Consider the following 13,844-nt stretch of genomic DNA (forward strand, 5'->3'; position numbering starts at 1 on the left):
AAAATATTTAGCGATTTCTTTTTACTTACAGCCACCTTTAAACTCACCATTTGCAGTAAAACAAATACTGATATTTTGTTTAATTAAGGTGATAACAAAACCGTGCACATCCTTCTTTATTAAACTTATATTATTTCCAACATATGTTTTTCCTATATAAGCCACAATCTTCGGATTAATAAAACCTATAGGAATGTTTTTCCCACTCTTGCCATCGACCATCAGCCATTCCCCTACTTCATCAAATTTCAATTCACAACCATTCATCAAGTATACAGAATAACTATTCTTTACTTTTTTGACGTGAGATACATTCACTCCTACAAAGTAGTTTCTAATAAATTCCTTGGATGACTCTGGCAAATCATTACTTGAGATTACATTTTTACTGCAAGCACTTGTTAAAAGTAAAAACACAAGCCCCAAAAACCTTATACTTTTTCTGCTCATTGATATTACATGACACAATGAAAATTAATCGTCTATTCGTCTAAAATCCCCTTCTTTGGTAAACTCAAGCTCTAAACCGTTTGATATTTCAACTTCAATTTTATTACGGTGTTTTTTAATTTCCTTAACAAAAGTGTTAGGAAAACTTCTTTGAACGTATTCCATGATTTTCACAGGAACAACCTCCACAGGCACTCGATCATTTTTCATGTCAATTTTTTTCCATTCGCCATCACTATCAAACTCTACCTTTGTTCCGCTATTAAATTTCACTTCGTACTCTTTGGAAATGAGAAATTTAGTATCCTTTTTTACTAAAACAACATCCTTCGGAGAAAAATGTTTTTTCACAAAAGCCTGCGCTTTCTCTGGTAAGTCAGCAAAAGTAATAATTTTATCTGCAGCTTTTACCTGGATTACCATTGCAACGAGAATCACGGTAACTAAAACTATTATAACCTTATTCATATCTAAATAATTTATTTTTTAATGATCACATGTAAGTATTTCATGAACTCACAAGCTAGATTTATTCTTCGATTTTGAAATAAAATATAAAAACTATTTTTCTTCCTTTTCATATAATTGCTAGTCCATGGATATTTTAATATTTGTTTATTCTATAACATAAGCAAACTCTATACCTATCTTATTAACTTTCTTTAGTGATATAACAACAAAGCAAATATAACGCACAATTTAGGAAGCATTTAGGATTTCACATACCGTAAAGCAAAAATATGTTTACCACCTGTATACGAATACATAATATGTAAAAATGGATACAGATCAACGATAGACTTTACGATAGCTAACCCAAGACCATTAGATTGATTATCTTGTTCGCCTTTATGAAAACGATTAAATACTTTTTCGGTATCTAAAGCGGAACCATTAGATGAATTCAATACACGCAAACAATCGTCCGTTATGTCAACTATTATCTTTCCCCCTTTTTCAGTATACTTGATGGCATTACGCAATAAATTTGCAAACAGCACCTCCGCTAGATCTGGATTCATAGTTATAACAAAAGACCCTTTATCATTAAGCTGAAATTCAACTTCCTTATACTCAATCATACTTTGATATGTAATAAAAGTCTCATGGACAATCTGATTAAGGTTAACAGATAGCACTTCACTATACTGCCTATTACTAATTCGAGATAACATTAGTAAAGACTTATTCAGCCCAACTAAACGCATTAATGATGATTTCGCCTCTGCTATTGCTGTAAGTTGTCCTTCATTTAGACTCAAATCCTCCATTAATAACTCCAGTTTATTAATAGTTACTGCTAATGGCGTTTGCAACTCATGAGATGCATTTTCAATAAAAAGTTTCTGTTCATTAAAAACTTCTTCATTTCGCCTCCACATATCTACAATCTCATTATAAAGAGTTTGAAACTCTATAACATTTGTATTTATAGGTGCCAATTGTTCCTTCTTACCAAAACGATACAAGTTCAAATTATCAATTATTACATTAAATGGCCCCCAAGCTTTTCGGAGAACAAACTCATTAATAAGATATAAACTAAGTACTAAAACTAAATAAAGCACAATAAGTGCTGTACTCAAATCTAACATCAAATCATCTTCCTCAACCGTAGATGTACGAATCTCTAAATGATAGGGCACGCCCTCTGGATCGTAAAATCCAGTTCGTAATACACGATAAGGCTCCTCTTCATCATCATATGGCATATAAAAAAACTCACGACTAAAGTTATTATCTTCTGAGAAGCTAACATCTCCTTCGGCAGAGATTATCCTAAATTGATTTACGCCATATTCATTAATGTTTAATGTATTTAAGTTCCTATATACTTCTCTTAAAATTTCTATTTTTTGATTTTTCAAGCCATCATCAACATTATCATATACTTCCTCTAAAATATAAGCGTAGAAAAGAACAGCCCACACTGCGATAATTAATAAAAAAGATATACTTAAATGTCTAAGTGTATAGTTTTTAAGCGATACTCGCATGACTAAACTAATTTATAACCAACTCCGTAAACAGCCTGAAAATCAACCTCAGCCTTCGATTCTTTCAGCTTTTTTCGTAGGTTTTTAATCTGAGAATAAATAAAATCCAAATTATCAGCCTGATCTATGTCATCGCCCCAAATAGCCTCGGCCAAAGAGGTTTTCTCTACTAACCTTTCAGGCCTGACCATAAAATGGTAAAATAAATCATATTCCTTTCTATTTAGATAAACTTCAAGACTTCCTATCATGACTTTTCTTTTATCAGGAAATAAACACACATTTTTATACGTAATCACCTGCTCCCCTTGTTGATTCTTCCGACGGATAACACTTTTTACCCTCGCCAATAGTTCTGCCAAATGAAAAGGCTTAGCTAGGTAGTCATCAGCGCCCAATTCTAACCCTTCTACTTTGTCATCGACAGAATCCTTGGCCGAAATAATTATTACCGAATCATCCTTACCCATTTTTCGCAACTCGGTAAGTAACTTCATACCAGAAGCACCGGGTAACATAATATCCAGTAAAATACAGTCGTAACTATAATTTGCTATTTTATCTAACCCACTATAATAATCTTTAGCAGTCTCAACGATAAAATGCTCTTTTTCCAGAAAAAGCTGAACGACAAGCATCAATTCGATTTCATCTTCTATTACTAATATCTTCATATCAACTTTTTTATACAATAATAAACCGACTATCGGGAAAATTTTAGGAACGATATTTATAGACTTCGTTTATAATTAATACAGTACAAAGTCTATCTTTGCTTAATTACAAGCAATTTGAAACATTTCATTATTTAAGTTAAACATTTAGGTTTGATTTCTGTTTTCTAAGTGCTTATTTATTGTATTTCATTATCATATAAAAAAACTGTTTTGAATCGATTTGGACGAATAGCTTTAAAAACCATTCTTTGGATTATCGGTAGTGTGATCGCCCTGCTTCTATTATTAATTTTGCTGATTAGACTTCCTAGTATCCAAAACTATGTAGTTGGTCAAGTCACAAATTACCTAGAAGATAAAATAGGAACACCTGTCGATATTGGCTATATTAATATTACTTTTCCAAAGAAGATAGTGTTGGAAAATGTATATTTTGAAGATCAATCTAAAGACACCCTAATAGCTGGAGAAAAGCTCCTTGTCGATATCAATATGTTTAAATTATTGAAAAACACCGTACAGGTACAAGAGATACAACTAAAAGGAATAACTGGAAAAATAAAGCGAAGCGCGCCCAGTGGGGACTTTAACTTTACCTATATTATTAATGCTTTCGACTCTGAACAGGAAAGCACAACAAAAAGCGACACAGTATCAGCCCTTATCTTTGATATCAATGACGTACTACTAGAAAACATTCATTTTGCTTATCATGACGATGTTATTGGTACATCCGCTGATATTCGTCTAAAAAAATTTGACACTAAACTTAAAAAATTTGATCTATCAAATAACATGGCATTTTCACTGCCAAATATAGAGTTAAATGGATTAGATGCTATTATCAAGCAATGGGCTTTACCAAAAGATAATAATAATCTACCAGTTTTAACTAATGCACTAACAGAAAGTAATACCAGTGCAATAAACTCTTTACTCCCCGACATTGACATAAAAAACATTAAGCTGACTAACATCTCCGTACAATACCAAGACAGTTCTTCTTCAATGTATACCCACTTTAATATCAAAAAATTAAATGCGGGTCTTCAACAGATTGATCTAAATAAAGAAGTTATACACTTTAAGGATATCGAACTAGATGAGAGCGATTCTAAAATAGTATTAGCGAAAATAAACAAAATAGATACTGACGTAAAAGTCACTCAAAGCAAAGAAAGCCCCCCTATAAACTGGATTGTAAGTGCTCAAAGACTAACAATTAATAAAACTAACCTTTGGTTCAAGGATAATAATCAACCACAAGCTAAAGGTTTTGACTACTTTAATATAAAACTAACTGATTTAGGAGGAGAACTGAATAATCTTTATTACTCTGCAGACTCCATCTCTGGTTCCTTACCCTATCTGACCGTTAAAGATCATTCTGGCTTTACATTAAAAAACATTCAGGGAGATTTTATATATACTAATACGGGCTTAGAAATTAAAAATTTATTGGCACAAACCCCTACTACCACGATACGTGACTATATTAGTATAGCTTATCCATCTTTAGACGACTTGACAGAAAATCCCCATCTGGTAAAAGTTAAGGTCAATATAAAAAAATCAATTATCGACATGCGTGACCTCAACTACTTTGCTCCAGATTTAAAGGATATAGAAGCAATGAGACCCATTTTAGATCAAAAACTATATATTAATGGAAGTGCAGAAGGCAAGCTTGATTATCTAAATGTTCAAAAGTTTGATTTTAAAACAGGTGAACGCACGCATTTACTCGCCAATGCTGTCATAAAAGGATTACCAGATATTGAAAAATTAAATATCGACCTAGATCTTCAAAAATTAATTACAGGTCGCAAAGATTTAGAACAACTCATATCACAGTCTCTGTTACCAGATAGCCTGCAATTACCTAATGCAATTAGTCTAGTAGGTAAGTTTACAGGGGGCATGCAAGGTTTCGACACACACATGAATCTGGTGACAGAAAAAGGAAATGCGTCTTTAGAAGCTAATATTCTTATGGGGAGAGATACGACTTACAATGCAACTGTATTCATAGATGATCTAAATATCGGTAGTATCTTAAATCAAGACTCTCTGTTAGGAAATTTATCATTTGGCGCAAAGGTTGTCGGTACAGGGCTAGATCCAAAAACAATGATTACAGATATTGAGGGTGAACTAAACCAATTGGACGCCATCGGCTATACTTATAAAGGTATTAATTTAAACCTACAAGCGAAAGACGGTGACATTGCTGGCCTTATACAAAGTCCTGATCCAAACGTACAGTTTAATATGGACTTTGCCGTTAACATGCATAGTAGATTTCCAAAAGTTCAAGCGAATCTAATGTTGGATAGTATCAACCTCAAGAATTTAAAAATAATGAACGATGACTTTCGTTACCATGGAAGGGTTATTGCTGATTTTGAAACTGCCAATCCCGACTTTCTAAACGGAACAATAACCATATCTAACTCATCCTTAGCCTACAACGACACTCGATTAACTTTAGATGATGTTCTATTAAAAGCCACGGCAGATAGTAATAGAAATACACTCATATTAAATTCAGAGTTCCTACGCGCTCACTTAGTTGGGAGATATAAACTTACAGAACTTAGCTCCTCTGTCAAGGATATTATCTACATGTATTACAACCCTCAACAAGTTGCACACTTACCAGAAGACTATAGCGCTCAGAATTTTGAATTTTCTGCCACACTAAATCATTCACGATTTATACGAGATCTCCTTCCCGAATTAGAAGAAATGCAGATAGTCACCCTAGATGGGACTTTCAACAGCAATTCTAAGAATATAATGGCTAAATTATTAGCACCTAAGATTGTTTACGATGGAACTGTCTTAGAAGACATCAGCTTAGACGTAACGACCGCAGATAGTACATTATACTACTCTGCACTAATAGAAAAGGTTAAAGTAGGAAACATACAACTTAACAACTCGGTTTTTAGCGGCAGTGTTATAGAAAACAATTTAGATTTTGGCCTATGGATTAAAGATCTAAAAGACAAAGAACGTTATCACTTGGGGGCAACAGCTAGTGTAAATAATGATAATTATATAATCCGCCTAAAGGAAGATGGCTTAATGTTAAATTACGACAAATGGAATATTACTTCGGATAACCAATTACTATTTGGACCTTCGGGTATTCATGCCCATAATTTTTTACTTTCAAATAAAGGACAAGAATTTCTAATTCAATCACAAGATTCATCTTTAAATTCAACAGTGAATCTATCTTTTAAAGACTTTAGAATAGAAACATTTACCAAAATTTTAGACTCTGATGATTTAAATGTTGGAGGAAATATAAATGGTTATGCGAGTCTATTTAATCTGTCAGAGAACCCCATGTTCACATCAGACATTCATATTGATAAGTTTTACTTTGCTCAAGACACCATAGGAAATATCTTAATAGCTGTAAATAACACAAAAAAGGACACTTATTCTGCTGATATCAGAGTTACAGAAAATGGTAATGACATTAAACTAATAGGCGATGTATTCAGTCCAGCCAACGGAAAGTCTTCAATGAATGGCACACTAACCTTAAGCCCGATGAAATTAGCTACCTTAGAGGCTTTCAGTATGGGTTATTTAAAAGGAGCTGATGGAGATCTAGAAGGAAAACTAGAACTCACAGGCGCTTTGAGTGCACCTAAAATAAATGGGGAGTTACTATTTAAGAAGTCTCAACTTAATATTGCCATGTTAAATGCCGATTTTATGATGGATAATCAAAAAATTCAATTTAATGACAAGGGAATACAATTTAAACAATTTCAAATTCAAGACTTACGTGGAAACACCGCTCGTATTAATGGGGCAGTCCTCACAAACGATTATACAGATTTCGATTTTAATCTCAACCTTACAACAGATGATTTCTCGGTTGTAAATTCTACCCGAGAAGACAATGATCTCTTTTTCGGAAAATTATTTGTTACCTCGAATATCCGTATAACAGGAGATATGCACAAACCTCGAATAGACGGCACTGTCAAAGCAAACAATAAAACCGATTTTTCCATCATTGTCCCTAATGAAAACCCAGGTGTTTCACAACGAGACGGTGTTGTTAAGTTCGTTAATAGAAGTGACACAACACGTACAAATGTTTTTGCAAGGCTAGATTCTATAACCACTGCGACTCACTTAATGGGCTATGATATAGCCTTAAATTTAGCCACAGATAAAGACGCGAAATTTAGAGTAATTTTAGATGAAGGCACGCAAGATGCCTTAAATATTCAAGGAGTTGCAGAACTAACAACAACCATTGACGCCAATAACCGGATTACTATGTCTGGAACATTTACTGTGGAAAAAGGAGATTATTCCTTCTCTATGGGTCCGATATCCAAAGATTTTAGTTTTCAAAAAGGAAGTACCATTACGTGGAACGGCGATCCTCTTGATGCTCAGCTTAATATTACAGCACTCTATTCTAACCGCTTCTCGACATTAGAGTTAGTTCAGTCTCAAATTGGTTCCGAAAGTCAAAACCTATACAAACAACGTATACCATTTGACGTCAAATTGATCCTGACGGGCGAACTATTTAAACCTATAATCAATTTTGATATCGATTTAGACGAAAATAATGCAATTGTTTCGCAAGATGTTGTTAGCAAAGTAAACGTCGCATTAGCAAATCTTCGAGAAGATCCTGCCGAGCTGAATAAACAAGTATTTTCTTTGATTGCATTAGGTCGTTTTATGGCTGCAAATCCATTTGCAAGTTTATCAGGAGGTAGCGCCGAGTCATTAGCACGTAGTACAGTAAGCTCATTCCTATCCAGTCAATTGAACAGTCTAGCTTCTAACTTGATAACAGGTGTTGAACTAGACTTCAACTTGCAGTCGGAAGAAGACTATCTGACAGGAAATGCACAAACTCGAACAGATCTAAATGTAGATATTTCAAAAATGCTGTTTGACGATCGCTTGAAAATAACTATTGGATCGAATTTTGAAGTCGAAGGAAACACCCGTCCAGGAGAACGAGCCTCCAATATTGCGGGCGATATCTCTTTAGAATATCAACTTTCTAAAGATGGGCGCTATTTCGCACGTGTATATAGAAAAAATCAGTATCAAGCAACATTACAGGGTGAATTTGTCGAAACAGGAATAGGGTTCATCATTAATATGAGCTATGACAAATTCAAAGAATTATTTATGAATTCGAAAGCTTTGGAATCTTACTATAATCAAGACAGTCGTAACTTTAGGCGTCGTTTTGATGTTGAACGAATGGAAACAGATTCAGCTTACCGAGATAGTGTCCGTATAATTTTAAGAGATAGCCTAATAAAAAATAATCCCGAGTTTAAAAAACGATGGGAAGAGCGCCAGCGCGAAGAGTTAAATAAAGACAAAAAGCAAAACAACTCTGATAAACAAAACATAGATCCAACGAGCACTACTGCTATTAGAAATGAAGAAGAAGAAAGGAAGTCAAATGAAAATTAATAAAATAGCTTACACATTAGGGCTAGCTTCTCTACTATTTATTTCAAGCTGTAACTCTACTAAATACCTCAGTGAAAATGATCATCTCTATGTAGGTGGAAATGTTGAAATACACAGAGAAAATTTAGATGCGAAAAGAAAGCAAACCTATGAGGAAAGTTTAGAAAATTACCTCATGCCTAAACCCAATACCAAATTTTTAGGAATGCGTTTTAAACTGGGTATGTACAATATGGGAGGAGGACCTGATACCGCAACAAATTTCTTCAAAAAATGGTTAAAGAAAAAAGGAGAAAAGCCCGTTCTTCTCGGAGATGTAAATCGTGAATACAATGAGAACCTTTTAAGAAATCGAATGGAAAACTTAGGATTCTTTAACTCCTATGTTACCTCTGATACCAGTATAAATGGACAGTTTGCCGAAGTGACCTACAATGCTTACCCTGGCAATCAGTACAAAATAAGAAAAATAGATTTTGAAATAGACTCTTTAAAAGATCTAGGCAAGGACATCCTAAACCATAAAAACAATTCTTTGTTAAAAGTTGGAACAGGCTATAATCTTGATTTTATTATCAATGAGCGAGAACGCATTGATAATGATTTAAAAAACAAAGGATATTACTACTTTTCTCCCGACAATATACTTGTAGAAGTAGATTCCACCATAGGCGACCATAAAGTGGACCTATTTGTTACAGTGAAGCCTGAAACCCCAAAAAAATCACAGTCTCCACAACGCATAGGGAATATTTTTGTTTATCCAACATATACACAAACTTCCGAAGGGTTTCGCCCTGCAAAACCACGCCAAAGTGATCTTTATAATGATCATTTATATATCATTGACAGGCAAAACACCTATAGAAATAAAGTTTTGGCCAATCATATATTTTTCGAAAGAGGCGAACTATATAATCGAATAGACCATAACAGAACTATTAGCCATTTAGTTAACTTAAATGCATTTCGTTTTGTGAAAAATGATTTTGTAGACAACCCCGACTCAGCGAACACACTTGATGTCTATTATTTCCTCACGCCCATGCAACGCAAATCAATTCGAATAGAATTATTAGCCAAAGCTGCAAACGTTTACAACGGAACAGAAGCCAATTTTAATTGGACACTTCGAAATGCTTTTAAAGGCTTTGAGAACCTCAACCTGACCGTTTTTGGCGGTTATGAGACACAGACGGGAGGTAATGTAAATTTAAGCTCAAGTTACCTACGTTATGGAGCCGAACTAGGAATCACATGGCCAAGATTACTATCTCCCTACAAATGGACACCATCTCGTCGCTTTATCCCTAAAACATATGCAAAAATAGGTTATGAGTTCTTGAACAGAAAGAACGCATATACCCTTAACTCATTAACATTTAATTACGGTTATAACTGGAAAGAAACAGATAAAAAACAACACGATTTAGCCGTAGCAGAAATTATATATGTGCAGCCCAGAAATATATCCACTTCATACCAAGAACAAATGGACACAGTTCCTACATTAAGGCACATAGTTGACCCACAATTTTCATTCGGCCCGAATTATACGTTCACCTATACCAATACAATGGAAGCCAACCGAACCCACACTTTTTATGCAAAAGCTGGGCTCAATACATCTGGGAATATCTTAGGTCTTATACAAGGGGCCAACTACAAAACAGATAATTCAAAAAAACTGTTCGGCACAGAATATTCTCAATTTATTAAAGCTGAAGCAGATTTTAGACACTATTTAAAGCTCTCCTCTAAATCTACGTTGGCTTCTCGGCTAATGATAGGAACTAGTTATTCATATGGAAACTCCTCTTCTCTTCCCTATTTAAAACAATATTATTCAGGTGGTCCAAATGGACTTCGTGCCTTTCGTGCACGCGCTATCGGTCCGGGAAGTTCAGTGCCTGAAAATGTCGGTGAGCTAAACTTCTTTGCAGATCAGACAGGAGATTTTAAATTGGAAATAAACACTGAGTTTCGCTCAAAAATCACTAACATGATCGAGTGGGCTGCATTTATTGATGCAGGAAATATCTGGCTACAAAGAGAAGATATCTATAAACCAGGAGGTAAACTCAGCAAAGACTTCCTGAGTGAACTAGCTATAGGAACGGGGCTAGGGCTTCGACTAGATTTACAATTTTTAATCATCCGGACGGATTTTGCGATTCCAATACGTGTCCCATATTACAATAAAGGTGACAGGTGGGTCCTAAAAGATATTAACATAGGTAATTCCAAATGGCGTAGAGAAAATCTTGTATTTAATTTAGCCATCGGCTATCCTTTCTAAACGAATTAAATAAATAGAAGAAAAATAAAAGTCTAATTTTTACGATAAGAGAAAAGCATATACACATGTGATACAATATGTTTCACTTTTTTTATGTATATTTATATATCATTTTAGAAGTAATAATCTAATTTATTATCTGAATATAAAACAAATAATAAGCGGTTATTTAATAAGTTACAAAGAGCATATGAGCTCATGATATTAGTATATATATGAAGATAACAGTAATAGGTGCGGGAGCAGTTGGTGCAACAACCGCAGACAATCTTGTCAGAAGAAACGTAGCAGAAGAAATTATCCTTCTAGATATTAAAGAAGGTGTAGCTGAAGGAAAAGCTCAAGATATGATGCAAACTTCAGCTTTACTTGGCTTCGACTCAAAAGTGATTGGAGTAACTAATGATTACGAAAAAACTGCAAACTCTACGGTAGCGGTGATTACATCTGGAATTCCTAGAAAACCAGGAATGACACGAGAAGAATTAATTGGTACAAATGCAGGCATTGTAAAGTCTGTGGTAGAAAACTTACTTAAATATTCACCAAATATCATTATTCTTGTTGTATCCAACCCAATGGATACGATGGCTTACTTAGCTCTTAAAGCAAGTGGAATTCCAAAAAATCGCATCATCGGGATGGGAGGTGCCTTAGATTCTGCCCGCTTTAAATATCAAATCTGCAATAAACTTAATGCTTCAGCTAATGATATCAACGCAGTCGTAGTTGGAGGGCATGGTGATACAACAATGATTCCTCTCATTGAGCACGCCACGTGGAACAGCATTCCCATAACCAACTTTTTAACAAAATCCGAACAGGATGAAATTATAAAGCGCACCATGATTGGTGGTGCTACCTTAACAGCACTTATAGGTACATCTGCTTGGTATGCTCCTGGAGCAGCTGCCGCCGCTATGGTAGAAAGTATAGTGCGAGATCAAAACAGACTGTTTACAGCATCTGTTTATTTAGAAGGCGAATATGGACAAAAAGATATCTCAATAGGTGTCCCTGTTATTATCAACAAAAAGGGCTGGGACCGCATAATACCACTAAATTTATCTGAGCATGAACAAGAACTATTTATTAAAAGTGCAGATGCTGTTAGAAATATGAATAAAGTTTTAAGCGACGAAGGAATTATATAATAGACTAAAATTTACATGGTTTAAATGTTTATATTTAAACCATGCAAATAATTCCTTTAGAAATTATAGACTTACAGGGAGATGGCTATCACCTGCTCATAGACGTTAAACTATTTAATCAAAATTTCAAAATGGTCGTTGATACAGGTGCTTCGAAAACAGTACTTGATATCAACATGCTATTAAATTCAGGAATATCCAAAGAACAAATATTAAAAACAGATATTCTTTCAAGCGGTCTGGGCACTAATAGTATGGAAAGCTTTTTAATAGATTTACCTGAATTTAGTATCGAAAATTGGAAGATAAAAAATTTATCGGTTGCTGTCTTAGACTTAAACTCTATAAATAAAGCTTATGAACAGATGGGCTTACCGACCATAATAGGAGTACTAGGTGGCGACATTCTGTACAAATACGGAGCACAAATAAACTATAAAAAACTCTCTTTAACTTTAAACGAGCGTCAATCACTAAATTTTAAAAAGCCTCCTCTGAATATGTAATCGTAAATAAATATAATATACTACAGCAATTGAAACACCGGCAATGCCAATGATATAAAGCGTTGCTTTCAATCCAGTGCTTTCCGCAAGGGCACCTATTAATAAGGCCCCCAACGGCGCTACTCCTTGGAAAGCCATAACATAATAACTCATCACACGAGCTCTGTACTGAGGAACGGCATGTGTCTGAATATAAGTATTAATAGATGAGTTTTGTGTCATCATAGACAAAGACACTAACATCGTAAACACCAAAGCCATTGGTAAATAATTAGTGAAAGCCAATAATAATATAGCAATTCCCATCAAAAATGCAGAAAATAAAACGCGATAACGAAAATTGACACCTGCTCTCAATCGAGCCATTTGAAACGCACCTAACATTGCCCCAAATCCTGCCGCACTTTCAAACCATGAAAACGTAACCTCATCCCCATTAAAAAGGTCCTTAGCTACTGCGGGGAGTAAAGAAGTATAAGGGATCACCAATAAACTTGAAAAAGCAAGTACTATAATCAGTGAAAACAAATGAGGTGAACGCCTCATATACTTAAATCCTTCTATCAGAGCCTCTAAATTGCTTTCTTTCGTTAATGAAGAATTATCTTCTATTACATCCATCAAAAATAAACATATAATAACGGGGATAAAACTGATGAAATTAAGTGCAAAACAGACTAACTCTCCATATGTACTTAATAAAATACCTGCAATAGCTGGCCCTACCATACGTGCCGCATTAAAAATAGAGGAATTTAAGGCTATAGCATTAGATAAATCTTTTTTATCTGTTACTAAAGACACAATCAAAGCCTGTCGTCCCAATACATCAAAAGCATTAATCACTCCTTGTATAAACCCTAAAACACACAGTAACCATACCGTCTCCAGTTTTGCCCATATAACTAAAGTTAGTATTCCAGCCTGAATCATAAGCCCCACCTGAGTTCTAAAAACAAGTCGATATTTCTTATGTCTATCAACAAAGGAGCCAATAAAAGGAGATAGAATTAAAGATGGCAACAACGCTACAAATTGCACGAAGCCAAGCCAAAAAATAGATTCTGTCATTTCATAAACTAGCCAACTTATCGCTATCCGTTGCATCCAAGTTCCTAAAAGAGATAAGGACTGACCAACGACATGTAAACGAAAGTTAGGGTAAGAAAGTGATCTAAATATATCCATTACAGGAGAAATGTTTAGCTAAACCTACGTAAGAATGTCAATAATATAGCTATTTTTGTAACAGTTTAAAGGCAAATAGGTTTTAAAAT

The 13,844-nt window shown here is 34.5% G+C and carries 9 protein-coding genes; 4 read left to right on the forward strand and 5 right to left on the reverse strand.

Translation table 11 applies throughout. The features are described from left to right. Nucleotides 1-21 precede the first annotated feature (21 nt). The 4 genes from ORI89_RS08640 to ORI89_RS08655 all read right to left on the reverse strand — a co-directional run bounded on the left by ORI89_RS08640 (nucleotide 22) and on the right by ORI89_RS08655 (nucleotide 3,121). Nucleotides 22-450 (reverse strand): PepSY-like domain-containing protein, encoded by a 429-nt coding sequence (locus tag ORI89_RS08640; RefSeq protein WP_268230061.1) that lies wholly within the window; start codon nucleotides 448-450, stop codon nucleotides 22-24. A 24-nt stretch (nucleotides 451-474) separates the two neighbouring features. Further along, the gene (locus tag ORI89_RS08645; RefSeq protein ID WP_268230062.1) at nucleotides 475-918 is read right to left on the reverse strand and encodes a PepSY-like domain-containing protein; all 444 of its coding nucleotides are present in this window, start codon (nucleotides 916-918) and stop codon (nucleotides 475-477) included. Nucleotides 919-1,160: 242 nt separating this feature from the next. Continuing rightward, nucleotides 1,161-2,447 carry a sensor histidine kinase gene (gene porY, locus ORI89_RS08650; RefSeq protein WP_268230063.1) on the reverse strand — a complete coding sequence of 429 codons (1,287 nt, stop codon included), beginning with the start codon at nucleotides 2,445-2,447 and terminating at the stop codon, nucleotides 1,161-1,163. A 2-nt stretch (nucleotides 2,448-2,449) separates the two neighbouring features. Next, a complete protein-coding gene (locus ORI89_RS08655) occupies nucleotides 2,450-3,121 on the reverse strand; it encodes a response regulator transcription factor (RefSeq protein ID WP_268230064.1) in 672 nt (223 codons plus the stop codon). A gap of 213 nt (nucleotides 3,122-3,334) precedes the next feature. On the opposite strand from ORI89_RS08655, the gene ORI89_RS08660 reads away from it, so the two are divergent. From ORI89_RS08660 to ORI89_RS08675, 4 genes are all read left to right on the forward strand, one after another. Continuing rightward, nucleotides 3,335-8,608, forward strand: a complete 5,274-nt coding sequence (locus ORI89_RS08660) for a translocation/assembly module TamB domain-containing protein (protein ID WP_268230065.1) — start codon at nucleotides 3,335-3,337, stop codon at nucleotides 8,606-8,608. Further along, nucleotides 8,574-10,907, forward strand: a complete 2,334-nt coding sequence (tamL, locus tag ORI89_RS08665; protein ID WP_268230066.1) for a translocation and assembly module lipoprotein TamL — start codon at nucleotides 8,574-8,576, stop codon at nucleotides 10,905-10,907. Before ORI89_RS08660 ends, tamL begins: the two co-directional genes overlap by 35 nt. A gap of 215 nt (nucleotides 10,908-11,122) precedes the next feature. After that, nucleotides 11,123-12,061, forward strand: a complete 939-nt coding sequence (locus tag ORI89_RS08670) for a malate dehydrogenase (protein ID WP_268230067.1) — start codon at nucleotides 11,123-11,125, stop codon at nucleotides 12,059-12,061. 41 nt (nucleotides 12,062-12,102) lie between these two features. After that, nucleotides 12,103-12,567, forward strand: coding sequence for a retropepsin-like aspartic protease (locus tag ORI89_RS08675; protein ID WP_268230068.1), 465 nt, complete (start codon nucleotides 12,103-12,105; stop codon nucleotides 12,565-12,567). On the opposite strand, the gene ORI89_RS08680 is transcribed toward ORI89_RS08675, so the two are convergent. After that, nucleotides 12,535-13,755, reverse strand: a complete 1,221-nt coding sequence (locus tag ORI89_RS08680) for an MFS transporter (protein ID WP_268230069.1) — start codon at nucleotides 13,753-13,755, stop codon at nucleotides 12,535-12,537. The two genes, ORI89_RS08675 and ORI89_RS08680, sit on opposite strands and share 33 nt — an antisense overlap. Nucleotides 13,756-13,844 lie beyond the last annotated feature (89 nt).

Source organism: Sphingobacterium sp. UT-1RO-CII-1 (assembly GCF_026711005.1).
Classification (GTDB): Bacteria; Bacteroidota; Bacteroidia; order Sphingobacteriales; family Sphingobacteriaceae; genus Sphingobacterium.